The sequence below is a fragment of the Streptomyces sp. NPDC091271 genome (assembly GCF_044757505.1).
GTDB lineage: Bacteria > Actinomycetota > Actinomycetes > Streptomycetales > Streptomycetaceae > Streptomyces.
Genome location: NZ_JBIVVD010000001.1, coordinates 1,400,325 through 1,425,160 on the forward strand (window position 1 = coordinate 1,400,325; position 24,836 = coordinate 1,425,160).

A 24,836-nucleotide genomic window follows, 5' to 3' on the forward strand; every position below is an offset into this window, starting at 1 on the left:
CCCTGCCCCAGGCCCGTTCGTCACGAGAAACGGGCGAGGGCTTCGCGTTCTCCGGGGTCCGGATACCCTGGAGAGCGACTGACCTGCCACGCCCCCGACCCTGAGGACCGACGAGCGCCGTGTTCGATACTCTCTCCGACCGCCTTAGCGCGACTTTCAAAAACCTCAGGGGCAAGGGCCGCTTGTCCGAGGCGGACATCGACGCCACGGCTCGCGAGATCCGTATCGCCCTGCTCGAGGCCGATGTCGCCCTCCCCGTCGTCCGCGCGTTCATCGCCAACATCAAGGAGCGGGCGCGGGGCGCCGAGGTCTCCCAGGCGCTGAACCCCGCCCAGCAGGTCGTCAAGATCGTCAACGAGGAGCTCGTCGGCATCCTCGGCGGCGAGACCCGGCGGCTCAGGTTCGCCAAGAACCCGCCCACCGTGATCATGCTCGCGGGTCTCCAGGGTGCCGGCAAGACCACCCTCGCCGGAAAGCTCGGTCTCTGGCTCAAGAGCCAGGGTCACTCCCCGCTGCTCGTCGCCTGTGACCTCCAGCGCCCCAACGCCGTCAACCAGCTGAGCGTCGTCGCCGACCGCGCGGGCGTCGCGGTGTACGCGCCGGAGCCGGGCAACGGCGTGGGCGACCCGGTCAAGGTCGCCAAGGACTCCATCGAGTTCGCCAAGGCCAAGGTCCACGACATCGTGATCGTCGACACCGCCGGCCGCCTCGGCATCGACGAGGAGCTGATGCGGCAGGCCGCGGACATCCGCGACGCCGTCAGCCCCGACGAGATCCTCTTCGTCGTCGACGCGATGATCGGTCAGGACGCGGTCAACACCGCGGAGGCCTTCCGCGACGGCGTCGGTTTCGACGGCGTGGTGCTCTCCAAGCTCGACGGTGACGCCCGCGGTGGTGCCGCCCTGTCGATCGCCCACGTCACGGGCAAGCAGATCATGTTCGCGTCGAACGGTGAGAAGCTCGAGGACTTCGACGCCTTCCACCCCGACCGCATGGCGTCCCGCATCCTCGACATGGGTGACCTGCTCACGCTGATCGAGCAGGCGGAGAAGACCTTCAGCCAGGAAGAGGCCGCCAAAATGGCCTCCAAGCTGGCGTCGAGCAAGGGCAAGGACTTCACGCTCGACGACTTCCTGGCGCAGATGGAGCAGGTCAGGAAGATGGGCTCCATCTCCAAGCTGCTCGGGATGCTGCCCGGCATGGGGCAGATCAAGGAGCAGATCAACAACATCGATGAGCGCGACGTCGACCGCATGGCCGCGATCATCAAGTCGATGACCCCGAAGGAACGCGCCGAGCCGACGATCATCAACGGCTCGCGCCGGGCCCGTATCGCCAAGGGGTCCGGTGCCGAGGTCTCCGCGGTCAAGGGGCTCATCGAGCGGTTCTTCGAGGCCCGCAAGATGATGTCGAAGATGGCCCAGGGCGGCGGCATGCCCGGGATGCCGGGGATGCCCGGCATGGGCGGCGGCCCCGGCCGTCAGAAGAAGCAGGTCAAGCAGGCCAAGGGCAAGCGCAAGAGCGGCAACCCGATGAAGCGCAAGGCCGAGGAGCAGGCCGCGGCGGCCCGCCGCGAGCAGGCGGCGCAGGGTGGCGCGCTGGGGCTGCCCGCCCAGGAGGACAAGAACTTCGAGCTCCCGGACGAGTTCAAGAAGTTCATGGGCTGACCGGCCAGGAACACCGACGAAGGGGCGCCCCGCCCGGCGGGGCGCCCCTTCGCTGTCCCGTGTCGACCGTTACGTCACGCACACCAGGTAGCGGAAGACGTTCGGCATCCACACCGTGCCGTCGGGCCGCAGATGCGGATGCAGGGCTTCGGCGACCTCCTTCTCCACCTGGGTACGGTCCGTCGCCCGTATCGCCGCGTCGAACAGCCCGGTCGACAGCAGACCGCGCACCGCGCTGTCCACGTCCGCGTAGCCGAACGGGCAGGACACCCGGCCCGAGCCGTCCGGCTTCAGCCCGGCCCGCGCCGCCACCTCTTCCAGGTCGTCCCGCAGAGCGGGCCGCCAGCCGCTCCCGGAGCGCGGGGCGCGCGCCGACTCCGTGAGCCGGGCCGCCACCCTCAGCACCGGAGCGGTGGCGCACCGCTCAGGCGGTCCCCAGCCGGCCAGCACCACCGTGGCTCCCCGCACGGCCAGCGGCACAGCGGAGGCGAGAGCGGGTGCGAGCCCCTCGGAGTCCCCGGCCGCGCAGCCGATCGGCTGGAATGCGGTCAACAGGTTGTAGGGCGCCCCGCCGCCGGGAGCGGCCGCCGGAACGCTGTCGACGAGCCTCGCCCGCGGCTCCGTACGGCCGGGGCCCGCGTCCTGCCCCGGGCCGCCGGAGGCCAGGCGCTCGCGGGCCAGGGCGAGCCTTTCGCGGTCGGTGTCGACGCCGGTGACGCGCGCCCCGCGTGAGGCCGCGATCAGCAGCGCGAGCCCGGAACCGCAGCCGAGGGAGAGCATCCGCGTACCGCCTCCGACTTCGAGGCGCTCGTACACCGCCTCGTAGAGCGGTGCCAGCATGCGCTCCTGGATCTCGGCCCAGTCACGGGCGCGGGTACCGGCGTCCACCGGGGCGGACGAATCCGCGTACCTGTGGTGCCGGACGAGCGTAGGTGTCATGGAATGCGCCCCAATCCGCCGTGAGGTCGGTCGTGCCCGAGTGAGGTCCCCCATGTCTATGTGCTGTGTGTGTGCGCCCACAGCCCCCGTATGTCAGAGAACTCCGCATCGGCGGTCCCGTCCAGAGGTGGGACGGAGTGGGATGGCATTGCTTGCGTGCTCCGGCCGTGCGCCCCCGGGCGCACCTTTGCGGATGCGGGCGCCGGGAACAGCACGCCTGCTGCTCGCTTCCTCACAGTCTTACCCGACACGCGGGGCGCAGCACGTCGAGCGCCCCGGCCGCCGGTCACGACCGGTGTGCGGCCGTCGCTCCGTGCCGGGTACTGTCACTCGCGGGGCGCCCGTCCACGCCGGTGCGTACGCGTTGCTACGTACCAGCTTGGTGCGAGCTGTGAGGCTTCTCCGCTGATCTGCGCACCCGCCCTCGTCCGGACGCATCAAGGGCAACTGACTGGTACGTGCAAATTATTTGAGATGCCCCGGAATAGGAACACCGGAGCACTCAGGCTCGTTGTCACGACGTGAGCACGACACCACCTGTACTTGCCGCAGAGCTGGCACAGGCGTGGGCCGACATTCAGCGGTACCACCCCGAGCTGCCCGATCTTGCCGCGCCAGAGTCCCTGATCGGAGAGTCCTCGTCCGCCTGTGGCGCCGAGCTCTCCTTCGAACGGCTGCTCCATGAGGCAGTCCACGGCATCGCCGCCGCGAGAGGTGTCCGGGACACTTCCCGGGCCGGCCGCTACCACAACCGACGCTTCCTCGCGATCGCCGAGGAGCTGGGCCTCGATCATGCCGAGGAACCCCACCCCAGCAGCGGATTCTCGCTGGTGACGCTCAATCCCGAGGCCAAACGCAGATACCGCCCGACCACCGAACGGCTGCAGCGGGCGCTCAAGGCGCACACCGTGGCCACCGCGGCGGACACCAAGCGCTCGTTCCGCGGTCCCGCGGCACGGCACGGCTCGTCCGGGGGAGGGGTGCGGGTCAAGGCCGTCTGTGACTGCGGGCGCAACGTCCGCGTCGTCCCCTCCGTCCTCGCGCAGGCTCCGATCGTCTGCGGTGGCTGCGGCAAGCCCTTCCGTATCCCGGAAGCGGCGGTCGCGGTGGGGTGACCCGATGTGGTGTGGCACAATGGTCAGCTGTACTCGACAGTCGCACAGGACCCCTCTCTCCTCCGGCTGACGCGTCCATCGGGCACCCGAGTACCGCAACCCCACGTGGCATCTTTTGTGCCCAACCACGTCAGAGACCAGGAGACACCACTTCCGTGGCAGTCAAGATCAAGCTGAAGCGTCTGGGCAAGATCCGTTCGCCTCACTACCGCATCATCGTCGCCGACTCCCGTACCCGCCGTGACGGCCGGGCCATCGAGGAGATCGGCCTGTACCACCCGGTACAGAACCCCTCCCGCATCGAGGTCAACGCGGAGCGCGCTCAGTACTGGCTGTCCGTCGGCGCCCAGCCGACCGAGCCGGTTCTCGCGATCCTGAAGCTCACCGGTGACTGGCAGGCCCACAAGGGTCTCCCGGCCCCCGCACCGCTGCTGCAGCCGGAGCCCAAGGCTGACAAGCGCGCCCTGTTCGAGGCCCTGGCCACGGACGGCGACGAGGCCAAGGGTGAGGCCATCACCCAGAAGGCCAAGAAGTCGGACAAGAAGGCGGACGAGGCGGCTGACGCTGCCGCGTCCACCGAGTCGACCGAGGCCTGAGCATGCTCGAGGAGGCTCTTGAGCACCTCGTGAAGGGCATCGTCGACAACCCCGACGATGTGCAGGTCGCCTCGCGTGACCTGCGCCGTGGACGCGTTCTCGAGGTCCGGGTTCACCCCGACGACCTCGGCAAGGTGATCGGCCGCAACGGCCGCACCGCGCGCGCCCTGCGTACCGTCGTGGGTGCCATCGGTGGCCGTGGAATCCGTGTCGACCTCGTCGATGTGGACCAGGTTCGCTGAAAGAGTTGAACACCGGCCGGGGCCGGGGAGGGCTTTCGAGCCGTCCCCGGCCTTTGTCGTCCGTACACGACCGCCTCCTCGAGTATCCGTACATGACCGCCTCCTCAAGTAAAAGATCACCGGGAGAAGTAGCGTGCAGTTGGTAGTTGCGCGGATCGGTCGCGCCCATGGCATCAAGGGCGAGGTCACCGTCGAGGTGCGCACCGACGAGCCCGAGCTCCGGCTCGGGCCCGGTGCCGTCCTGGCCACGGAGCCCGCCCATGCCGGGCCGCTGACGATCGAGACCGGCCGGGTGCACAGCGGCAGGCTGCTGCTGCGGTTCGAGGGCGTGCGCGACCGTACGGCCGCCGAGGCGCTGCGCAACATCCTGCTGATCGCCGAGGTCGACCCGGCGGAACTGCCGGAGGACCCCGAGGAGTTCTACGACCACCAGCTGATGGACCTCGACGTCGTCCTCGCCGACGGCACGGAGATCGGCCGGATCACCGAGATCACGCACCTGCCGTCGCAGGACCTGTTCATCGTGGAACGGCCGGACGGCAGCGAGGTGATGATCCCGTTCGTCGAGGAGATCGTCACCGATATCGACCTGGAGGAGCAGCGGGCCGTCATCACCCCGCCGCCGGGCCTGATCGACGAGAGCGAGGCGGTGATCGCCTCCACGCGTGACGCGGACGAGGACGGCGCGGCCGAGGATGACGCCGCGCGCGACGGGAAGAAGGGCGACGCGTGATGCGGCTGGACGTCGTCACGATCTTCCCCGAGTACCTGGAACCCCTGAACGTCTCGCTCGTCGGCAAGGCGCGCTCCCGGGGGCGTCTCGACGTACACGTCCACGACCTGCGCGACTGGACGTACGACCGGCACAACACGGTGGACGACACCCCGTACGGCGGTGGCCCCGGCATGGTCATGAAGACCGAGCCCTGGGGCGACGCCCTGGACGACGCGCTGGCCGGCGGATACGAGGCCGGGGCGCACACCCCGGTGCTCGTGGTGCCCACGCCGAGCGGCAGGCCCTTCACGCAGGAACTGGCCGTCGAGCTCTCGGAACGGCCGTGGCTGATCTTCACCCCCGCCCGCTACGAGGGCATCGACCGCAGGGTGATGGACGAGTACGCGACCCGGATGCCGGTCATCGAGGTATCCATCGGGGACTACGTCCTAGCGGGTGGGGAAGCCGCCGTCCTAGTGATCACCGAGGCCGTGGCCCGGCTGCTGCCCGGGGTGCTCGGCAACGCCGAGTCGCACCGCGACGACTCCTTCGCGCCCGGGGCCATGGCCGACCTGCTCGAGGGGCCGGTCTACACGAAGCCCCCCGAGTGGCGCGGACGCGGCATTCCCGAGGTGCTGCTGAGCGGCCACCACGGCCGGATCGCACGCTGGCGACGGGACGAGGCCTTCCGCCGTACCGCTCTCCACAGGCCCGACCTCATCGAGCGTTGCGAGGCCTCGGGCTTCGACAAGAAGGACCGCGAGATGCTCTCCATCCTCGGCTGGTCCCCGGGGCCCGACGGACGATTTTGGCGCAGGCCCGAGGCCGTGGAAGAATAGGCCCGCTGTACGTCCGGCGTGCGCCCCTGCCACAGGGGGAAAGACGCCCGCCCGATGTGATCAGCATCCGAACTTCACTCTCTCCCGTCGATGACCTGTGGCATCGGCGAAGAAAGCAGACAACATGACTTCCCTGCTCGATGGCGTCAACGCCGCCTCGCTCCGTACCGACCTCCCGGCGTTCCGCCCGGGTGACACGGTCAACGTCCACGTGCGCGTGATCGAGGGCAACCGCTCCCGTATCCAGCAGTTCAAGGGCATTGTCATCCGTCGCCAGGGCTCGGGCATCAGCGAGACCTTCACGGTCCGCAAGGTCTCCTTCAGCGTCGGCGTCGAGCGCACCTTCCCGGTGCACAGCCCGATCTTCGAGAAGATCGAGCTCGTCACCCGCGGTGACGTCCGTCGCGCCAAGCTGTACTTCCTCCGTGAGCTCCGCGGCAAGGCCGCGAAGATCAAGGAGAAGCGCGACCGCTGATTCACCTCCGGCGTCCACAGCGCGGCCGGATAAGATTCGGCCCCGATGGACACGGAAGCACAGCACATGGAGCGCGATCGCTCCTCCGGCCCCGCAGAAGGGGCGGAGGAGGGGTCGCGCTCCACGCATGTCCGGGACCGGCCGGCCGGGTCGATCACCTGGGGGCGAACCGTCTTCCTGGGCATGCTCTGCACGGTCGCCCTGCTGCTCTTCAGCGCCTTCGTGCTGCAGCCCTTCCTCATCCCCAGCGGCTCGATGCAGCCCACGCTGCGCGTCGGGGACCGGGTCCTCGTCAACAAACTGGCGTACCGTTTCGGCTCGGCGCCGCGGCGCGGCGACGTGGTGGTCTTCGACGGCACCGGATCCTTCGTGCAGGAGACGGCGTCCGGGGGGAACGCCGTCGGCGCGCTGCTGCACGGGGCGGCCGCGTCCCTGGGGCTGGTCGAACCCGCCGGGTCCGACTTCGTGAAGCGGGTGGTGGGCGTGGGGGGCGACCGAGTGGTCTGCTGCGACAAGCGGGGGAGGCTCGAGGTGAACGGCGCTCCGGTGGACGAGGAGTATCTGCACCCGGGTGATCATCCGTCCGACGTCTCCTTCGACATCGTGGTGCCCGACGGCAGACTGTGGATGATGGGCGACCACCGCAGCAACTCGCGGGACTCCAGGGACCACCTGGGGCAGCCGGGGGGCGGCATGGTGCCCGTGGAGCGGGTGATCGGGCGGGTCGACTGGCTCGGCTGGCCGCTCGGCAGGCTCGGCTCCCTGGAGGGTACCGATGCCTTCACCGGTATACGGCCGGCGGACGCGGACCATGGGTAACCGGGGGCGTAAGCCGGGTGCGCCGGACACCGGCCAGCCGCTGCCCACCGGGTCGAGGCCGGCCACGGGCCGTTCACTGCCCACGCGGGCGGAGCGCCGCAAGCTGGCCCGCAAGGTGAAACGCCGCCGGCGCCGGTCCGCGATCAAGGAGATACCCCTCCTCGTCCTGGTCGCGCTGCTGATCGCGCTCGTACTCAAGACCTTCCTCGTCCAGGCCTTCGTGATCCCCTCCGGGTCGATGGAGCAGACCATCCGGATCGGCGACCGGGTGCTGGTGGACAAGCTGACGCCCTGGTTCGGCTCCGAACCGCAGCGCGGCGACGTGGTCGTCTTCAAGGACCCGGGTGGCTGGCTGCAGCAGGAGACCGCGGCCACCGAGGATCCGCCCGCCGGGGTCAAACAGGTCAAGGAACTGCTGACCTTCATCGGACTGCTGCCCTCCGAGGACGAGCAGGACCTGATCAAGCGCGTGGTGGCCGTCGGGGGCGACACCGTGAAGTGCTGCGGCGCCGACGGCAGGATCACGGTCAACGGCGTGGCGCTCGACGAGCCCTACCTGAATCCCGGCGATGTCCCCTCCACTCTCAAATTCGAGGTAAAGGTTCCCGAGGGCCGCATCTTCGTGATGGGCGACCACCGGTCGAATTCCGCAGACTCGCGATTCCATCTCGACAAGCCGGGGAAGGGCACGGTTTCGGAGGAAGAGGTCGTGGGGCGGGCCGTGGTGATCGCCTGGCCGTTCGGGCATTGGCGCAGGCTGGAAGAGCCCGGAACGTATGCCTCCGTTCCCGAGGGGGGCGTCGGAGCGACCGCTGCGCAGGCCCCGTCGAATAGTGTGTCCTCCCAGGATCGCAACGGAATGGTCCTGCTCCCGACCCCTGCGGAACTCCCGCTCGTTATGGGAGTGGTGGGCCTGCGCCGAATCGGGCGCGGGCGGTGGCACGGAGTGAGGAGTGGATGTGGGGGATTTGGCGGTCGGCGCACGATCCGGACACGACGAACCCGAGGACCGGCCTTCGAACGACGGGGTCCCGGTGGAGGCGGAGAGTGACGGCGAGTCCCCGGGCGGTGGCAGTTCGGCGGTGAAGAAGCCGCGCTCGTTCTGGAAGGAGCTGCCGCTCCTCATCGGCATCGCGCTCATTCTCGCGCTGCTGATCAAGACGTTCCTGGTACAGGCGTTCTCGATCCCCTCGGACTCCATGCAGAACACCCTGCAGCGGGGTGACCGGGTGCTGGTCGACAAGCTGACTCCGTGGTTCGGTTCGGAGCCTGAGCGCGGGGAGGTCGTGGTCTTCCACGACCCGGGCGGTTGGCTGGAGGACACCGCGACGCCAGAGCCCAACGCGGTGCAGAAGTTCCTGAGCTTCATCGGGCTGATGCCGTCCGCCGAGGAGAAGGACCTGATCAAGAGGGTCATCGCCGTCGGCGGTGACACCGTCCAGTGCAAGAAGAACGGACCGGTGACGGTCAACGGCAAGGCGCTGGACGACAAGTCGTTCATCTTCGAGGGCAACAGTGCCTGCGACGACGAGCCGTTCGGGCCGATCCATGTGCCCGAGGGCCGGATCTGGGTGATGGGCGACCACCGGCAGAATTCGCTGGACTCCCGTTACCACCAGGAGCTTCCCGGTCAGGGCACGGTGTCCACGGACGAGGTGGTCGGACGGGCCGTGGTCGTGGCCTGGCCCATCAACCGCTGGGCGACGCTTCCGGTGCCGAAGACGTTCGACCAGCCCGGGCTGAACGCTGCTGCCTCGGCGGCCGTTCCCGGAGCACTCGGTGTAGCCGGAGCGCTGCCCCTCGTGTTCTGGCGTCGCCGCAGGCTGACCCGCGGGCATACCGCCGGGTAGGGTGCCGCTCGGATCAGCGATTGTCGATCTCCGATGGGGGAGCGCTGGGATGAGTGGATCAGAACGTGACGACGGCCGCGGCCGGCTCGGCAACGTGTTGTCGAACCTGGCCGTGGCCGTCGGCTGTGTGCTCTTCCTCGGCGGGTTCGCCTGGGGAGCGGTGGTGTACAAGCCGTACACCGTGCCGACCGACTCGATGACGCCGACGGTGAACGCCGGCGACCGGGTTCTCGCGGAGCGGACGGACGGCGGCGACGTGCGGCGCGGAGACGTGGTCGTCTTCACCGACTCGACGTGGGGCGACGTGCCCATGGTGAAGCGGGTCGTGGGCGTGGGAGGCGACAAGGTCGCCTGCTGCGACAAGGAAGGCCGGCTGACCGTCAACGGCAAGCCCATCGAAGAACCGTATCTGCGTGGGGAGGGCGCCTCGTCCCTCCTGCCGACGGACGGGAACGCCCCGGCCTCGCCCCAGAACTTCACGGCCGATGTGCCCGAGGGGCAGCTCTTCCTCCTCGGGGACGAACGCAGCACCTCCATGGACTCCCGCGTCCACCTGGAGGACCCGGGCCAGGGCTCGGTGCCGCGTGGCGCGGTCCAGGCGCGGGTGGACGCCATCGCCTGGCCCATGAACGGCATGATCGGCCGGCCCGACGCCTTCGCGTCCCTGCCCGGCGGCGTGTCGTCCGAGGGACCGCTGCCGCTGCAGGTGGGCGCCCTCGTGGCGGGTGTGGTGCTCATCCTGGGCGGGGCGGCCTACGGCCCGCTGGCGGCGCGCTCCGCACGGCGGAGCAAGAGGCCGAAGGTGTCCGCCGGTGCTCGCTGAGGCACGCAAGGTCGCTCGCGTGGTGCTCCTGGACCCGGACGACCGGATCCTGCTGCTGCACGGCTTCGAGCCCACGAACCCGGCCGAGAGCTGGTGGTTCACCCCGGGCGGCGGCCTGGAGGGCGACGAGACCCGCGAGGAGGCCGCTCTGCGTGAGCTCGCCGAGGAAACCGGGATCACGGATGTCTCCCTAGGTCCGCTGCTGTGGACGAGGACCTGCTCCTTCCCGTTCGACGGGCGGCGCTGGGACCAGGACGAGTGGTACTTCCTGGCCCGTACGTCGCAGACCGCGACCGACCAGAAGGGGCTCACCGAGCTGGAGCTGCGCAGTGTCGCCGGTCTGAGGTGGTGGACTTCCGCCGAACTTCTCGCCACGCGTGAGACGGTGTATCCGACCAGGCTCGCCGGGCTGCTGCGCACGCTGCTCGACGAGGGTCCCCCGAGTGTTCCGCTGGTTCTCGCCCCCGAAATCGTCTAATCGGTCAGGGGTGCGTGGGGCTGACGCACAATAGGGGGACGCACGGCTGAAGGGGAACATGCCATGAGTGCCGAGGACCTCGAGAAGTACGAGACCGAGATGGAGCTGAAGCTCTACCGGGAGTACCGCGATGTCGTCGGTCTGTTCAAATATGTGATCGAGACCGAACGGCGCTTCTACCTCACCAACGATTACGAGATGCAGGTGCACTCGGTCCAGGGTGAGGTCTTTTTCGAGGTTTCCATGGCGGATGCGTGGGTCTGGGACATGTACAGGCCCGCCCGGTTCGTCAAGCAGGTCCGGGTGTTGACGTTCAAGGACGTGAACATCGAGGAGCTCAACAAGAGTGATCTCGAACTTCCGGGCGGCTGACCCCGGCCTCCTCCCCCGATATCCCGGTTCACTCGTCCGAGTGGCCGGGATATCCACATCGGCCTGGTTGTCCACCAAGATCCAATAGATCGGGCGGGGCGCGTCACAGTCGGTGCCGGAGGTGGTGCCGAGATGAACGCACGGGGGGCACTCGGGCGGTACGGCGAGGATCTGGCGGCACGGCTGCTGGCCGACGCCGGCATGACTGTGCTGGAGCGCAACTGGCGGTGTCGCGCAGGAGAGATCGACATCGTCGCAAGGGACGGCGACGCGGTGGTCGTCTGCGAGGTGAAGGCCCGCAGGGCGGGCTCCTTCGAGCATCCCATGGAGGCCGTCACACCGGCCAAGGCGGAGCGGCTGCGCAGGCTCGCCGAGATCTGGCTCGACCGGCACGGCGGGCCGCCGCCCGGCGGGGTCCGGATCGATCTGATCGGCGTGATCCTGCCCAGGCGTGGCGCCCCGGTCGCCGAGCACGTGCGGGGCGTGGCCTGATGGGATTCGCGCGGGCGTGTTCGGTGGCGCTGGTCGGCGTCGAGGGCGTGGTGGTGGAGGTCCAGGCCGATCTGGAACCGGGCGTGGCGGCGTTCACGCTCGTCGGTCTGCCGGACAAGAGCCTGGTGGAGAGCAGGGACCGGGTCAGGGCCGCGGTCGTCAACTCCGGGGCGGAGTGGCCGCAGAAGAAGCTCACGGTGGGGCTGTCCCCCGCCTCCGTACCCAAGGGCGGTTCGGGTTTCGATCTCGCCGTGGCGTGTGCGGTGCTCGGCGCGGCGGAGCGGATCGACCCCGCGGCCATCGCCGATGTGGTGATGATCGGGGAGCTGGGCCTCGACGGCAGGGTGCGCCCGGTGCGCGGGGTGCTGCCCGCGGTCCTCGCGGCGGCCGAAGCGGGGTACCGGCACGTCGTCGTCCCGGAGCAGACCGCGGGGGAGGCCGCGCTCGTGCCGGGACTCTCCGTCCTCGGCGTACGGAGCCTGCGTCAGCTGATCGCCGTACTCGGCGACGAACCCGTACCCGAGGAGCCGGCCGCCGACCGGGGCCGCCCCGACACGATGCTCGCCGGGCTGATGGTGCCCGGAGCGGGCCTCGGCACGGGGCTGGCTCCGCTGTCGGCCGACGGCACGGCGCACCGGCCCGATCTGGCCGACGTCGCGGGCCAGGGGCGGGCGCGCAAGGCCCTGGAGGTGGCGGCGGCAGGGGGACACCACCTGCTGCTCTCCGGGCCGCCGGGGGCGGGGAAGACCATGCTGGCCGAGCGGCTCACGGCGCTCCTGCCGCCGCTCTCCCGGCAGGAATCCCTCGAGGTGACGGCGGTGCACTCGGTCGCGGGCATCCTCCCTCCGGGCGAACCCCTGATCAGCAGAGCGCCGTACTGCGCCCCGCACCACTCGGCGACGATGCAGTCACTCGTGGGCGGGGGGAACGGCCTGCCGCGGCCGGGAGCGGTGTCCCTGGCGCACCGGGGCGTCCTCTTCCTGGACGAGGCCCCGGAGTTCTCAGGCCGGGCCCTCGACGCGCTGCGCCAGCCCCTGGAATCCGGACATGTGGTGGTCGCACGCGCGGCCGGGGTCGTCCGGCTGCCCGCGCGCTTCCTGATGATCCTGGCCGCGAACCCCTGCCCGTGCGGCAGGCACACCCTGGCCGGGGCGGGTTGCGAATGCCCGCCCTCCGCGGTCCGCCGGTATCAGGCGCGGCTGTCGGGCCCGTTGCTCGACCGGGTGGATCTGCGCGTCGAGGTCGAGCCCGTCGGAAGGGCGGACCTGATGGGGAGCGGCGGACGCGGGGAGTCCTCCGCCGAGGTGGCCTCCCGGGTGCGGGCAGCCAGGGAGCGCGCCGCCGGGCGGCTCGCGGGCACCCCCTGGACCACCAACAGCGAGGTGCCCGGGCACGAGCTGCGGACCAGGCTGGTCGCGGCCCCCGGCGCCTTGATGGCGGCCGAGCGGGACATGGAGCGTGGCATCCTCACGGCCCGCGGCCTCGACCGGGTCCTGCGCGTGGCGTGGACCGTGGCGGACCTGAGGGCCGCCGACCGCCCGGACGCCTCGGACATCGCGGTGGCGCTGGAGTTGCGGACGGGCATCCAGCGGGGGGTCCCGATGCAGGCGGGCGCCCGGTGAACGCCCCGCCGGCCCATGGCCAGCTCGAGCGGTTCGCACGTGCCGCCCTGACCCGGGTGTTCGAGCCCGGGGACGAGCGCGCCGGCCGCTGGATCCGGGAGATCGGGCCCGTCGAGCTGATACGGCGTCTCACGGGCGCGGACGGACCCGCGCAGGCGATGGAGGGAATGACGGCGGCCCGGCTCGCCGGGTACCGCATGCGTGCGTCGAGCGCCGCCCCCGGCAGGGACCTGGCGGAGATCGCCGCGATCGGCGGGCGGTTCGTCTGCCCCGGTGACCGGGAGTGGCCGAGCCAGCTCGACGACCTGGGGGACGCACGGCCGATCGGCCTCTGGGTGCGCGGCCGGTCCGACCTGCGCCTCTGGGCGCTCCGCTCCGTCGCTCTGGTCGGCGCCCGGGCCTGCACGCCCTACGGGGCGCACATGGCGGCGACTCTCGCCGCGGGGCTGGCGGAGCGGGGCTGGGTCGTGGTCTCCGGTGCGGCGTTCGGGGTGGACGGCGCCGCCCATCGCGGGGCGCTGGCCGCGGGCGGAGCGACCATGGCGGTGCTGGCCTGCGGGGTGGACGTGGCCTATCCCCGGGGACACGCCGAGCTGATCGGACGCATCGCGGAACAGGGCATGGTCATGGGCGAGCTGCCGCCCTCGGACCATCCGACGCGCAGCAGGTTCATCCTGCGGAACAGGGTGATCGCGGCGCTCACGAGAGGCACCGTGGTGGTGGAGGCCGAATACCGCAGCGGCTCGCTGGTCACCGCGAGGAACGCGCAAAGGCTGGGCCGTTTCACGATGGGGGTCCCGGGCCCCGCCACGAGCGGCCTCTCGGCCGGGGTGCACGAACTCCTGCGAGGTGAGGGCGTGCTGGTCACCGACGCCGCCGAGATCTCCGAACTGGTGGGGGGCATCGGCGAGCTGGCCCCGGCCAGAAGCGGCCCCGTCCTGCCCAGGGACCTCCTCGACGCCGCCTCCGCGCGGGTGCTGGACGCGCTGCCGGGGACGGGCGTGATGGAGGGGCGCGACGTCGCCAGGAGCGCCGGAGCGTCCATGGATGAAGCCCTCGGGCGGTTGTACGAACTCCACTCACTGGGGTTCGTCGAACGCGAGGGCGACGGATGGCGGTTGACGCGGGGACGGACACGCAATGGGGACGCGCGGCGAGGCGGTACTTGACCCGGAGCATTCGGGTGAAAAGGTGATGGAGATGACCTCGGCGGCACCCGGTCAGGCCTCCGGGGGCGGTGTGAGCGGTGACGGCCCTTGCCGTCACCCCCGTCAGGTGGAGGGAGGAAGGCAAGGGATTTGGTACGCAATCGCACTGCACGGTTCCCTTGTCCTGCGCGCACCGCAACACCTCAGTCACGCTACGCTCACAAGGATTCCGCCCCAGAGACACGTCCCAGCACTTCACAGCAGAACGGCTCAAGGCACCACATGCCCCAGCACACCTCCGGGTCTGACCGCGCGGCAGTACCACCGGCTGCGCGTGGCACTGTGCGTCCTCCCGCCCCCTCCTCGCTCGACGAGTTGTGGCGTTCGTACAAGACCACCGGTGACGAGAGGCTGCGGGAGCAGCTGATCCTGCACTACTCACCGCTGGTGAAGTACGTCGCCGGCCGGGTCAGCGTGGGGCTGCCGTCCAACGTGGAGCAGGCGGACTTCGTCTCGTCCGGTGTCTTCGGTCTGATCGACGCCATCGAGAAGTTCGACATTGAGCGGGCCATCAAGTTCGAGACCTACGCGATCACCAGGATCCGCGGCGCGATGATCGACGAACTCCGGGCGCTGGACTGGATTCCGCGGTCCGTGCGGCAGAAGGCGCGCAACGTCGAGCGCGCCTACGCCACGCTGGAGGCGCAGCTCCGGCGTACGCCTTCGGAGGCCGAGGTCGCCGCGGAGATGGGCGTCGCCCTGGAGGAACTGCACGCGGTTTTCAGCCAGTTGTCGCTCGCCAACGTGGTGGCGCTGGAGGAGCTGCTGCATGTCGGCGGCGAGGGCGGCGACCGGTTGAGCCTGATGGACACCCTGGAGGACACCGCGGCCGACAATCCGGTCGAGGTCGCCGAGGACCGCGAGCTCAGACGGCTGCTCGCCCGCGCCATCAACACACTCCCCGAGAGGGAGAAGACCGTGGTCACGCTCTACTACTACGAAGGCCTCACCCTCGCCGAGATCGGCAACGTCCTCGGGGTCACCGAGAGCAGGGTCAGCCAGATCCACACCAAGTCGGTGCTGCAGCTCCGGGCGAAGCTGGCCGACGCCGGACGCTGAGCGGGAGCGGCTTCGGCCAACCGCCCGCCGACGCGCACCCCCCTTCGAACCGGCCTCGCCGTAGAGTGGAGGCGTGCCCAGGATTCGAGCGGCCTCCGTGGCCGAGCACCGGACCATGCAGCGCGGCGCCCTCCTGGACGCCGCACGCTCTTTGCTGTCCGAGGGCGGCACGGAGGCGCTGACCTTCCCCGCCCTCGCCGAGCGCACCGGCCTCGCCAGGTCCTCCGTCTACGAGTATTTCCGCTCCCGCGCGGCCGTGGTCGAGGAGCTCTGCGCCGTCGACTTCCCGGTCTGGGCCGCCGAGGTCGAGAACGCGATGGAGCGGGCCGGTACGCCCGAGGCCAAGATCGAGGCCTATGTGCGCCGGCAGCTCGACCTCGTCGGGGACCGGCGGCACCGCGCGGTCGTGGCGATCTCCGCGAGCGAGCTGGACGCCGGCGCCCGGGAGAAGATCCGTGCCGCGCACGGCGGTCTGATCGCCATGATCGTCGAGGCGCTCGCCGACCTGGGCCATACCGAACCGAGGCTCGCGGCCATGCTCCTGCAGGGCTCCGTGGACGCCGCGGTGCGCAGGATCGAGCTGGGCGCGGCCGAGGAGCCGGGCATCGTGGCGGACACGGCCGTGGCCATGGTCCTGCGCGGCGTCCGGGGCTGAGCGAGCCTCCGGTCCGCCCCCGGGAGCGGTACGCCGAAGACCGGCAGCAGCCTGGAGGGCCCCCGCCGCAGCAGTGACGGAGGAAGCAGCGACAACGGATCCAGATAGACGTCTCCGCGCCGCAGCCCCCAGTGCAGACAGCCGGAGGCGCAGTGGGACGGCTCCGGCCCGACCACCCCCACCACCTGGCCCGCGACCACCTCGTCGCCCTCGGAGACCCGCGCCCGCATTGGTTCGTACGTGAAGCGCAGCGGCGGCTCCCCGCTCCCGGTGACGTCGACGGAGACCACCCCGCGCCCCGCGACCGGCCCCGCGAAGGCGACCCGGCCCGGGGCCGCCGCCAGAACCGGGGTGCCCGGCGGGGCGGCGAGGTCGACCCCGCGGTGGCCCGGCGCGTACGGACCGGCGGGCGGCTCCCAGCCCCGTACGACCAGGGGCCGGCCCGCGAGCGGCCAGACACGGTCACCGCCCGGCGGCGCCGCCCAGACTCTCCCGGAGAACGGCCCCAGCAGGACGGCGAGCAGCGCTGCGGGCAGTAAGGCGAGAAGGACGGCCACCGGTGCGGCACGCGGCCGGCCGGTGGGTTTTCCAGGTGAGCGGCACATGACGCAACGATCTCCCGCAGGCCCGTTCCACGGGGATCATGGCCCGGATCTGTGGACGGCCGAGGGGTTGTGGACATCGCCGTCACCCTGGACCCGGCGGGTCCCGTACACTTCTTCTGGCGATCCGGGTCACCGGGTCGACTTCGCACGCCCCGCCACCTCCCTCTCTGCGGACGGTGGCCGCGCTCCTCGGTCCCTCGTGGCACGGCGCGTCGGGGCGTCAGGCGCGACAGCAATCCTGCGGTCGCGAAAACCGAGTACCTCAAGGAGTACGGCCATGGCCGTCGTCACGATGCGGGAGCTGCTGGAAAGCGGCGTCCACTTCGGTCACCAGACCCGTCGCTGGAACCCGAAGATGAAGCGCTTCATCTTCACCGAGCGCAACGGCATCTACATCATCGACCTGCTCCAGTCGCTGTCGTACATCGACCGCGCCTACGAGTTCGTCAAGGAGACCGTCGCCCACGGCGGCTCCATCATGTTCGTGGGTACGAAGAAGCAGGCCCAGGAGGCCATCGCCGAGCAGGCGACGCGCGTCGGCATGCCGTACGTCAACCAGCGTTGGCTCGGTGGCATGCTCACCAACTTCTCCACCGTCTACAAGCGCCTTCAGCGTCTGAAGGAGCTCGAGCTCATCGACTTCGAGGACGTGGCCGCCTCCGGCCTCACCAAGAAGGAGCTCCTGGTCCTCTCCCGCGAGAAGGCCAAGCTGGAGAAGACCCTCGGTGGTATCCGCGAGATGCAGAAGGTGCCGAGCGCCGTCTGGATCGTCGACACCAAGAAGGAGCACATCGCCGTCGGTGAGGCGCGCAAGCTCCACATCCCGGTCGTCGCGATCCTCGACACCAACTGCGACCCCGACGAGGTCGACTACAAGATTCCGGGCAACGACGACGCGATCCGCTCCGTCACCCTGCTCACCCGCGTGATCGCCGACGCCGTCGCCGAGGGCCTCATCGCCCGTTCCGGTGCCGCCACCGGCGACTCGAAGCCGGGCGAGAAGGCCGCCGGCGAGCCCCTCGCCGAGTGGGAGCGTGACCTGCTCGCGGGCGAGAAGAAGGACGACGCCGAGGTGCAGTCCTCCGCCGAGACCGAGAAGGCCGCCGACGCCGAGCCGGCTGCCGCCGCCGACGAGCAGGCTGCCGAGCAGGCCGAGGCTCCCGCCGCGGAGGCCCCGGCCGCCGAGGCCCCGGCCACGGACGAGCAGGCCTGACACCCGTCAGTCACGGCTGAATGACGGCGGGGGCCGGTGCATCGGCACCGCCCCCGCCGTTCACCCGTAGATCTTTCAGACTTCGAGAGAGAAACAGACTCATGGCGAACTACACCGCCGCTGACGTCAAGAAGCTCCGCGAGCTCACCGGCGCCGGCATGATGGACTGCAAGAAGGCGCTCGACGAGGCCGACGGCAACGTCGACGGTGCCGTCGAGGCGCTCCGCATCAAGGGCCAGAAGGGCGTCGCCAAGCGCGAAGGCCGTTCTGCCGAGAACGGTGCCGTCGTCTCCCTCGTCTCCGAGGACAAGACGTCCGGCGTCCTGCTCGAGCTGAAGTGCGAGACGGACTTCGTCGCCAAGGGCGACAAGTTCCAGGCCGTCGCCAACACGCTCGCCGCCCACGTCGCCGCGACCTCCCCGGCCGACATCGAGGCGCTCCTCGCCTCCGAGATCGAGGCCGGCAAGACCGTCCAGGCGTACGTGGACGAGGCCAACGCCAACCTCGGCGAGAAGATCGTCCTGGACCGCTTCGCGCAGTTCACCGGCGACTACGTCTCCGTCTACATGCACCGCACCATGCCCGACCTGCCGCCGCAGATCGGTGTCCTGGTCGAGCTGGACAAGGCCGACGCCGAGCTGGCCAAGGGCATCGCCCAGCACATCGCCGCCTTCGCCCCGAAGTACCTCTCCCGCGAGGACGTCCCGGCCGAGGTCGTCGAGGCCGAGCGCCGCGTCGCCGAGGAGACCACGCGCGCCGAGGGCAAGCCCGAGGCCGCCCTCCCGAAGATCGTCGAGGGTCGCGTCAACGGCTTCTTCAAGGAGGCCACCCTCCTCGGCCAGCCGTACGCGCTGGACAACAAGAAGTCCGTCCAGAAGGTCCTGGACGAGGCCGGTGTCACCCTGAAGCGCTTCACGCGCATCAAGGTCGGCATCTGAGTCCGTCCGCGAACAACGGTGGACCCCGATAGGGTCTGGTGCAGTCGACGGCCGCACTCAGCCGGACGACCGCAGATCTGACGAGGAGGCCATTGCCGCTGAGGGACAACAGACCCACCGGCAATGGCCTTCTTCGTATGTGCACGAGGAGAATCTCCATGAACAAGGGCGCGGACGCCACACAGGGTGACCACAAGCGCGACGACGCGATTTCCGGCCGCTTCATGCTGAAGCTGTCCGGTGAGGCCTTCGCCGGTGGCGGAGGACTCGGAGTCGACCCCGACGTCGTGCACGCCATCGCCCGCGAGATCGCCGCGGTCGTACGCGACGGCGCGGAGATCGCGATCGTCATCGGCGGCGGCAACTTCTTCCGTGGCGCCGAGCTCCAGCAGCGCGGCATGGACCGGGCGCGGTCCGACTACATGGGCATGCTCGGCACGGTCATGAACTGCCTGGCGCTGCAGGACTTCCTGGAGAAGGAAGGCATCGACTCGCGCGTCCAGACCGCCATCACCATGGGCCAGGTCGCGGAGCCGTACATCCCGCTCCGTGCCGTGCGGCACCTGGAGAAGGGACGCGTCGTGATCTTCGGCGCAGGCATGGGCATGCCGTACTTCTCCACCGACACGACCGCCGCACAGCGCGCCCTGGAGATCGACGCCGAGGCGCTGCTGATGGGGAAGAACGGTGTGGACGGGGTCTACGACTCCGACCCGAAGGCCAACCCCGACGCGGTGAAGTTCGACGCCCTGGAGTACGGCGAGGTGATCGCCCGGGACCTCAAGGTCGCCGACGCCACCGCCATCACTCTCTGCCGTGACAACCAGCTCCCGATCCTCGTCTTCGAGCTGACAACGGCGGGCAATATCGCCCGCGCGGTGAAGGGTGAGAAGATCGGCACGCTGGTGAGCGACCGGAGCACCCGGGCCTGACGGCCCAGAAGATGGACAACGGCCTGCCGGTCGGACACCGTGCAGGTGAGGACGCGACGCAGGATCCGCAGGACCCGACGATGCCGGGTCCGCTCAAGACACGCAGGAGCACGTGGTGATCGAAGAAATCCTCCTCGAGGCCGAGGAGAAGATGGAGAAGGCCGTCGTGGTCGCGAAAGAGGACTTCGCCGCGATCCGGACCGGCCGTGCGCACCCGGCGATGTTCAACAAGATCGTCGCCGACTACTACGGCGCGCTGACCCCGATCAACCAGCTCGCCTCGTTCTCGGTTCCCGAACCGCGGATGGCCGTGGTGACCCCGTTCGACAAGACCGCGCTGCGCAACATCGAGCAGGCGATCCGCGACTCCGACCTCGGCGTCAACCCGAGCAACGACGGCAACATCATCCGCGTGACGTTCCCCGAGCTCACGCAGGACCGCCGCAAGGAGTACATCAAGGTCGCCAAGACCAAGGCCGAGGACTCCAAGATCTCGATTCGCTCCATCCGCCGCAAGGCCAAGGAGTCGCTCGACAAGCTCGTCAAGGACAAGGAGTCCGGCGAGGACGAGGTCCGCCGTGCGGAGAAGGAGCTCGACGACACCACCGCGAAGTACGTCGCGCAGGTGGACGAGCTGCTCAAGCACAAGGAAGCCGAGCTGCTCGAAGTCTGATGAACGACTCTTCCTGGGGCGCCCCGCAGGGAGCCGGCTACTGGAGCGCGCCCGAGATGCGGGGCGCTCCGGCGGGTCCTGCATACGATGTGCACGGCGCCCAGCAGACTCGGCCCATGCCCATCGTGCCGGACGTTCCCGACGCAGGTAGAGACGCTGACGACCGCGACGACCGGAACGGGGACGCCGCGCGCGTCGGCGGCCCCCTGTTCCGTGACGAGAAGCCGCAGGAGCCCATGTCCACCCCGCTGCCGTCCCCGCCGCCGCCCAAGAAGCGTGCGGGGCGTGATCTGCGTGCCGCCATAGGGGTCGGTGTCGGTCTCGGTGCCCTCGTGGTCGGCTCGCTGTTCATCGTCAAGGCGGTCTTCGTCGGCGTGGTCGTGCTGGCGGTGGTGGTCGGTCTCTGGGAGCTCACATCCCGCCTCAAGGAGCGCAAGGGCATCAACGCCCCGCTCGTGCCGCTCGCCGTCGGCGGCGCCGCGATGGTGGTCGCCGGCTATGTGCGGGAGGCGGAGGGCGCGTGGGTCGCCATGGCGCTCACCGCCCTCGCGGTGCTCGTGTGGCGGATGACGGAGCCCCCCGAGGGGTATCTCAAGGACGTCACGGCAGGCGTCTTCGCCGTGTTCTACGTGCCGTTCCTGGCGACGTTCGTCGCGATGATGCTCACCGCGGACGACGGTGCCTGGCGTGTGCTGACCTTCCTCCTGCTGACCGTGGTCAGCGACACCGGGGCGTACGCCGTCGGCTGGCGCTTCGGCACGCACAAGCTGGCACCCCGCATCAGCCCCGGGAAAACCCGCGAGGGCCTGCTCGGCGCGGTCGGCTTCGCGATGGTGGCCGGCGCCCTGTGCATGGAGTTCCTGATCGACGGCGGGAGCTGGTGGCAGGGCCTGCTGATGGGCCTCGCCGTCGCCGCCAGCGCCACGCTGGGGGACCTGGGCGAGTCCATGATCAAGCGGGACCTCGGGATCAAGGACATGGGCACGCTGCTGCCCGGCCACGGCGGCATCATGGACCGGCTCGACTCGCTGCTGCCGAGCGCCCCGGTCGTATGGCTGCTGCTGGTGCTGTTCGTCGGATCCGGCTGAGCGGAGCAACGACTTCCTGCGTCGCTCTTCGACGGGGCCCGCTGTCCACACGGACAGCGGGCCCCGTCCGTGTCTGCTCAACGACGTCGGGGAAGCTTCCAGCCGTTCTTGCGGAACCGTAGGAACAGGAACAGTCCGAACAGGGCCCACACCGCCAGGAACGCCCACTTGAACCACGGAGGGCCCTCCCAGCGACCGGCAAGTTCGGCCGCGACCAACACCTCAGGAGTCATGGGCTTCGTATGCCCCCCTGCGGCAAGGACACCTGTGTGCGGGGTGGGTCGGTCACGGTGGGGTACCCGAAGGCCGACAGAGAGTATGCCGTCGCTTTCGAGGAGGACGCCGTGCGTGCGTCGAAGCTCAGGCTCGACCGTAGTCTCGCCGCGCAAGCGGTGCTGATCTTCGTCCTCGGAGTGGGGGTGAACGCCCTGCTCCGCCGGGACGGGCACCTCGGCTGGTGGGTGATCCAGACAGCGGTCTTCACCGCCGTCGCCATCGGCATCGTGGCCGCCCAGCGTCGCAGGACCAGCCGTGCGGCCGGCATCGACCCCCGCGGGATCGCCGAGCTCAACCGCCGGATCCGGCACCGTGAGGTGCCGAGCGATCCCGAGAAGCGGGCGACCATGCAGAAACTGGTCGCCGAGCAGCTGGGGAAGATGGAGCGGGGCGGCCGGTGGCTGCCGTACTGGCTGGGCTGCATGGGCCTGATCGCGGCCGGCATGCTCGTGCTCGGAGTCGTCACCGGCTCGCTGACCGTCCCGCTGGTCTTCGTCGCCGGGGTGGCCGTTTTCTGCTCCTGGGTCTTCTGGATGCGCCGCCGTGCCCTGGAGCGCCACCGCCACATGCGGTCCGCCCTGCAGGACCAGGGCTGACGCCGTCCGTGCCGCCCCGGCGTACCGCACGGTTCTCCGGCGGCCATGAGTACCTCGGCGTGTCTGCGACACTGGATGAACCATGCCTAAGCCCGGAGAACTCACTTTCGTCGCGCCCCGTGGAGCCAAGCGGCCGCCGCGGCACCTCGCCGACCTCACCCCCGACGAGCGCAAGGAAGCAGTCGCCGCGACCGGCGAGAAGCCCTTCCGTGCCAAGCAGCTGTCGCAGCACTACTTCACGCGGTTCGCGCACGACCCGGCGGAGTGGACCAACATCCCGGCCGCGTCGCGGGACAAGCTCGCCGAGGCGATGTTCCCCGACCTGATGTCGGTGATGCGCCACATCAGCTGCGACGACGACACCACCCGCAAGACGCTCTGGAAATTGCACGACGGCACGCTCGTGGAGTCCGTCCTCATGCGTTACCCGGACCGGGTGACCATGTGCATCTCGTCACAGGCCGGCTGCGGGATGAACTGCCCGTTCTGCGCCACCGGGCAGGCCGGACTCGACCGCAACCTGTCGACCGCCGAGATCGTGCACCAGATCGTGGACGGCATGCGGGCCCTGCGCGACGGGGAGGTCCCGGGCGGGCCCGCGCGGCTGTCCAACATCGTCTTCATGGGCATGGGCGAGCCGCTGGCCAACTACAAGCGCGTGGTCGGGGCGATCCGCCGGCTGACCGACCCGGAGCCGGACGGCCTCGGGCTGTCGCAGCGCGGGATCACCGTGTCCACGGTGGGTCTGGTGCCGGCGATGCTCCGCTTCGCCGACGAGGGCTTCAAGTGCCGCCTCGCGGTCTCGCTGCACGCTCCGGACGACGACCTGCGCGACACCCTCGTCCCCGTGAACACCCGCTGGAAGGTCCGTGAGGTCCTGGACGCCGCGTGGGAGTACGCGGAGAAGTCGGGCCGCCGCATCTCCATCGAGTACGCGCTCATCCGCGACATCAACGACCAGGCCTGGCGGGGCGACCGGCTGGGCCGGCTGCTCAAGGGCAAGCGGGTGCACGTCAACCTCATCCCGCTCAACCCGACGCCGGGGTCCAAGTGGACCGCCTCTCGGCCCGAGGACGAGAAGGCGTTCGTCGAGGCGATCGCCTCGCACGGTGTGCCGGTCACCGTCCGGGACACCCGTGGCCAGGAGATCGACGGCGCCTGCGGGCAGCTGGCGGCGTCCGAGCGCTGAGGGCCCTGCCTACGGGCAGGATCCGGCCGGTCCGGCGTGATCCGGCCGGTGTAGCCTGGCCGGGAAATCAACTTCATATTCCGACAGGGGAGCGCCACAGCGCTGAGAGTGCGGCACCGAGGACAGGTCGGCCGCAGACCCTCTGAACCTCGCCCGGGTCATTCCGGGTAGGAAGTTCGGACCTTACTCAAGCTGTTGCGCCCTGCCCGCTCGCCGAGCGGGCGGGGCCGCGTCTCTTCCTGGTCACCTCCAGGAGGACATCACCATGAACACCACGACGAAGTACGCGGCGACCGCGCTCGCCGCCGCGCTCGGAGTCACCGCGCTCGCGGGCTGCGGCGGCTCCGACGACAAGTCTTCCGGTGACACGGGAGCCGGTTCGAAGACCGTCACACTCGTCAGCCACGACTCGTTCAACGCCTCGGACGCCGTCCTGAAGGCGTTCACGAAGGAGACCGGCTACAAGGTCAAGGTGCTCAAGAGCGGTGATGCCGGGGCGGCGCTCAACCAGGAGATCTTGACCAAGGGCTCCCCTCGTGGCGACGTGTTCTTCGGCGCCGACAACACCCTGCTCTCGCGTGCCCTGGACAACGGCCTGTTCACGCCGTACGAGGCGAAGGGCCTGGACCGCGTCGCGGCCGACACGCAGCTCGACGCGGACAAGCACCGGGTCACGCCCATCGACACCGGCGACATCTGCGTCAACTACGACAAGAAGTACTTCGCCGACAAGAAGCTCGACCCGCCGAACTCCTTCGACGACCTGCTGAAGCCCGCGTACAAGAACCTCCTCGTCACCGAGAACGCCGCGACCTCGTCGCCCGGCCTCGGCTTCCTCCTCGGCACCGTCGCCAGCCAGGGCGAGACCGGGTACCAGGACTACTGGAAGAAGCTGAAGAGCAACGGCGTCAAGGTCGTCGACGGCTGGGAGCAGGCCTACAACGAGGAGTTCTCCGGCTCCGCGGGCGGCAGGAAGGCCAAGGCCGACAGGCCGCTCGTGGTCTCGTACGCCTCCAGCCCGCCCGTCGAGGTGCTGTACGCCGATCCGCAGCCCGGCGAGGCCCCGACCGGTGTCGCCGCCGGCACCTGCTTCCGCCAGATCGAGTTCGCCGGACTGCTGGACGGCGCGAAGAACGAGGCGGGCGGCAAGGCACTCCTGGACTTCCTGATCAGCAAGCAGTTCCAGGAGGACATGCCGCTGAACATGTTCGTGAACCCGGTGGTGAAGGATGCGAAGCTTCCGGAGCTCTTCACGAAGTTCGGGGCCACTGTGGACAAGCCGGCGACCGTCGCCCCGGAGAAGATCGCCAAGAACCGTGAGCAGTGGGTCCAGTCGTGGTCCTCGCTCGTCGTGAAGTAG

Annotated in this window: 28 protein-coding genes, 1 pseudogene and 1 riboswitch; of the genes and pseudogenes, 26 read left to right on the forward strand and 3 right to left on the reverse strand. The window is 69.7% G+C overall.

The window, feature by feature from the left end; all coding sequences use genetic code 11:
• Positions 1–119 precede the first annotated feature (119 nt).
• Positions 120–1,667, forward strand: a complete 1,548-nt coding sequence (ffh, locus tag ACIQM3_RS06665) for a signal recognition particle protein (protein ID WP_393763906.1) — start codon at positions 120–122, stop codon at positions 1,665–1,667.
• Between the two features lie 69 nt (positions 1,668–1,736).
• On the opposite strand, the gene ACIQM3_RS06670 is transcribed toward ffh, so the two are convergent.
• Entirely contained in the window at positions 1,737–2,606 is an 870-nt protein-coding gene (locus tag ACIQM3_RS06670) for a methyltransferase domain-containing protein (protein WP_401619599.1), read from the reverse strand.
• A gap of 521 nt (positions 2,607–3,127) precedes the next feature.
• Here ACIQM3_RS06670 and ACIQM3_RS06675 point away from each other — a divergent pair.
• The 17 genes from ACIQM3_RS06675 to ACIQM3_RS06755 all read left to right on the forward strand — a co-directional run bounded on the left by ACIQM3_RS06675 (position 3,128) and on the right by ACIQM3_RS06755 (position 15,966).
• Positions 3,128–3,721 carry a hypothetical protein gene (locus tag ACIQM3_RS06675; protein WP_003965961.1) on the forward strand — a complete coding sequence of 198 codons (594 nt, stop codon included), beginning with the start codon at positions 3,128–3,130 and terminating at the stop codon, positions 3,719–3,721.
• Positions 3,722–3,876: 155 nt separating this feature from the next.
• Positions 3,877–4,317 (forward strand): 30S ribosomal protein S16, encoded by a 441-nt coding sequence (gene rpsP, locus ACIQM3_RS06680; protein WP_104789428.1) that lies wholly within the window; start codon positions 3,877–3,879, stop codon positions 4,315–4,317.
• 2 nt (positions 4,318–4,319) lie between these two features.
• The gene (locus ACIQM3_RS06685; RefSeq protein ID WP_014153811.1) at positions 4,320–4,559 is read left to right on the forward strand and encodes an RNA-binding protein; all 240 of its coding nucleotides are present in this window, start codon (positions 4,320–4,322) and stop codon (positions 4,557–4,559) included.
• Between the two features lie 133 nt (positions 4,560–4,692).
• Complete coding sequence (gene rimM, locus ACIQM3_RS06690; RefSeq protein WP_401619604.1) at positions 4,693–5,292, forward strand: ribosome maturation factor RimM; 600 nt, start codon at positions 4,693–4,695, stop codon at positions 5,290–5,292.
• Positions 5,292–6,113, forward strand: a complete 822-nt coding sequence (gene trmD, locus ACIQM3_RS06695; protein ID WP_401620035.1) for a tRNA (guanosine(37)-N1)-methyltransferase TrmD — start codon at positions 5,292–5,294, stop codon at positions 6,111–6,113. Before rimM ends, trmD begins: the two co-directional genes overlap by 1 nt.
• A gap of 124 nt (positions 6,114–6,237) precedes the next feature.
• Complete coding sequence (rplS, locus tag ACIQM3_RS06700; protein ID WP_033304056.1) at positions 6,238–6,588, forward strand: 50S ribosomal protein L19; 351 nt, start codon at positions 6,238–6,240, stop codon at positions 6,586–6,588.
• Positions 6,589–6,633: 45 nt separating this feature from the next.
• The gene (lepB, locus tag ACIQM3_RS06705) at positions 6,634–7,407 is read left to right on the forward strand and encodes a signal peptidase I (RefSeq protein WP_401619607.1); all 774 of its coding nucleotides are present in this window, start codon (positions 6,634–6,636) and stop codon (positions 7,405–7,407) included.
• Entirely contained in the window at positions 7,400–8,458 is a 1,059-nt protein-coding gene (gene lepB, locus ACIQM3_RS06710) for a signal peptidase I (protein WP_401620038.1), read from the forward strand. Before lepB (ACIQM3_RS06705) ends, lepB (ACIQM3_RS06710) begins: the two co-directional genes overlap by 8 nt.
• The gene (gene lepB, locus ACIQM3_RS06715; RefSeq protein WP_401620041.1) at positions 8,376–9,257 is read left to right on the forward strand and encodes a signal peptidase I; all 882 of its coding nucleotides are present in this window, start codon (positions 8,376–8,378) and stop codon (positions 9,255–9,257) included. Before lepB (ACIQM3_RS06710) ends, lepB (ACIQM3_RS06715) begins: the two co-directional genes overlap by 83 nt.
• Before the next feature lie 49 nt (positions 9,258–9,306).
• Complete coding sequence (gene lepB, locus ACIQM3_RS06720; protein WP_401619610.1) at positions 9,307–10,080, forward strand: signal peptidase I; 774 nt, start codon at positions 9,307–9,309, stop codon at positions 10,078–10,080.
• Positions 10,070–10,558 carry an NUDIX hydrolase gene (locus ACIQM3_RS06725; protein ID WP_401619613.1) on the forward strand — a complete coding sequence of 163 codons (489 nt, stop codon included), beginning with the start codon at positions 10,070–10,072 and terminating at the stop codon, positions 10,556–10,558. The genes lepB (ACIQM3_RS06720) and ACIQM3_RS06725 overlap by 11 nt, the downstream gene beginning before the upstream one ends.
• A gap of 63 nt (positions 10,559–10,621) precedes the next feature.
• Positions 10,622–10,930 carry a DUF2469 domain-containing protein gene (locus ACIQM3_RS06730; protein WP_003965949.1) on the forward strand — a complete coding sequence of 103 codons (309 nt, stop codon included), beginning with the start codon at positions 10,622–10,624 and terminating at the stop codon, positions 10,928–10,930.
• 132 nt (positions 10,931–11,062) lie between these two features.
• Positions 11,063–11,422: a YraN family protein gene (locus ACIQM3_RS06735; RefSeq protein WP_362931494.1), complete on the forward strand. Its 360-nt coding sequence runs from the start codon at positions 11,063–11,065 to the stop codon at positions 11,420–11,422.
• The gene (locus ACIQM3_RS06740; protein ID WP_401619616.1) at positions 11,422–13,044 is read left to right on the forward strand and encodes a YifB family Mg chelatase-like AAA ATPase; all 1,623 of its coding nucleotides are present in this window, start codon (positions 11,422–11,424) and stop codon (positions 13,042–13,044) included. The genes ACIQM3_RS06735 and ACIQM3_RS06740 overlap by 1 nt, the downstream gene beginning before the upstream one ends.
• Complete coding sequence (gene dprA, locus ACIQM3_RS06745; RefSeq protein ID WP_401619618.1) at positions 13,041–14,213, forward strand: DNA-processing protein DprA; 1,173 nt, start codon at positions 13,041–13,043, stop codon at positions 14,211–14,213. Before ACIQM3_RS06740 ends, dprA begins: the two co-directional genes overlap by 4 nt.
• 261 nt (positions 14,214–14,474) lie before the next feature.
• Positions 14,475–15,311, forward strand: coding sequence for an RNA polymerase sigma factor WhiG (gene whiG, locus ACIQM3_RS06750; protein WP_033304072.1), 837 nt, complete (start codon positions 14,475–14,477; stop codon positions 15,309–15,311).
• A 97-nt stretch (positions 15,312–15,408) separates the two neighbouring features.
• Positions 15,409–15,966: a TetR/AcrR family transcriptional regulator gene (locus ACIQM3_RS06755; RefSeq protein ID WP_099177582.1), complete on the forward strand. Its 558-nt coding sequence runs from the start codon at positions 15,409–15,411 to the stop codon at positions 15,964–15,966.
• Here the strand turns inward: ACIQM3_RS06755 and ACIQM3_RS06760 are convergent.
• Positions 15,923–16,571, reverse strand: a pseudogene (locus tag ACIQM3_RS06760) (peptidoglycan DD-metalloendopeptidase family protein); the annotation flags it as partial. The gene ACIQM3_RS06755 and the pseudogene ACIQM3_RS06760 sit on opposite strands and share 44 nt — an antisense overlap.
• Positions 16,572–16,848: 277 nt before the next feature.
• On the opposite strand from ACIQM3_RS06760, the gene rpsB reads away from it, so the two are divergent.
• The 5 genes from rpsB to ACIQM3_RS06785 all read left to right on the forward strand — a co-directional run bounded on the left by rpsB (position 16,849) and on the right by ACIQM3_RS06785 (position 21,415).
• Positions 16,849–17,784, forward strand: a complete 936-nt coding sequence (gene rpsB, locus ACIQM3_RS06765; RefSeq protein ID WP_104789440.1) for a 30S ribosomal protein S2 — start codon at positions 16,849–16,851, stop codon at positions 17,782–17,784.
• 101 nt (positions 17,785–17,885) lie between these two features.
• Entirely contained in the window at positions 17,886–18,722 is an 837-nt protein-coding gene (gene tsf / locus ACIQM3_RS06770) for a translation elongation factor Ts (RefSeq protein WP_401619623.1), read from the forward strand.
• A gap of 158 nt (positions 18,723–18,880) precedes the next feature.
• On the forward strand, positions 18,881–19,654 hold the full coding sequence (gene pyrH / locus ACIQM3_RS06775) for a UMP kinase (RefSeq protein WP_401619626.1): 774 nt from the start codon (positions 18,881–18,883) through the stop codon (positions 19,652–19,654).
• A 115-nt stretch (positions 19,655–19,769) separates the two neighbouring features.
• On the forward strand, positions 19,770–20,327 hold the full coding sequence (gene frr, locus ACIQM3_RS06780) for a ribosome recycling factor (RefSeq protein WP_031100531.1): 558 nt from the start codon (positions 19,770–19,772) through the stop codon (positions 20,325–20,327).
• The gene (locus ACIQM3_RS06785; RefSeq protein ID WP_401619629.1) at positions 20,327–21,415 is read left to right on the forward strand and encodes a phosphatidate cytidylyltransferase; all 1,089 of its coding nucleotides are present in this window, start codon (positions 20,327–20,329) and stop codon (positions 21,413–21,415) included. Before frr ends, ACIQM3_RS06785 begins: the two co-directional genes overlap by 1 nt.
• A gap of 77 nt (positions 21,416–21,492) precedes the next feature.
• On the opposite strand, the gene ACIQM3_RS06790 is transcribed toward ACIQM3_RS06785, so the two are convergent.
• The gene (locus tag ACIQM3_RS06790) at positions 21,493–21,648 is read right to left on the reverse strand and encodes a hypothetical protein (RefSeq protein ID WP_401619632.1); all 156 of its coding nucleotides are present in this window, start codon (positions 21,646–21,648) and stop codon (positions 21,493–21,495) included.
• Between the two features lie 111 nt (positions 21,649–21,759).
• Here ACIQM3_RS06790 and ACIQM3_RS06795 point away from each other — a divergent pair, with 111 nt between their 5' ends.
• The 3 genes from ACIQM3_RS06795 to ACIQM3_RS06805 all read left to right on the forward strand — a co-directional run bounded on the left by ACIQM3_RS06795 (position 21,760) and on the right by ACIQM3_RS06805 (position 24,836).
• Positions 21,760–22,287, forward strand: coding sequence for a hypothetical protein (locus tag ACIQM3_RS06795; RefSeq protein ID WP_401619635.1), 528 nt, complete (start codon positions 21,760–21,762; stop codon positions 22,285–22,287).
• A gap of 82 nt (positions 22,288–22,369) precedes the next feature.
• The gene (rlmN, locus tag ACIQM3_RS06800; RefSeq protein WP_401619638.1) at positions 22,370–23,476 is read left to right on the forward strand and encodes a 23S rRNA (adenine(2503)-C(2))-methyltransferase RlmN; all 1,107 of its coding nucleotides are present in this window, start codon (positions 22,370–22,372) and stop codon (positions 23,474–23,476) included.
• Positions 23,477–23,551: 75 nt separating this feature from the next.
• Positions 23,552–23,668: riboswitch (TPP riboswitch) on the forward strand.
• Between the two features lie 73 nt (positions 23,669–23,741).
• On the forward strand, positions 23,742–24,836 hold the full coding sequence (locus tag ACIQM3_RS06805; protein WP_401619641.1) for a thiamine ABC transporter substrate binding subunit: 1,095 nt from the start codon (positions 23,742–23,744) through the stop codon (positions 24,834–24,836).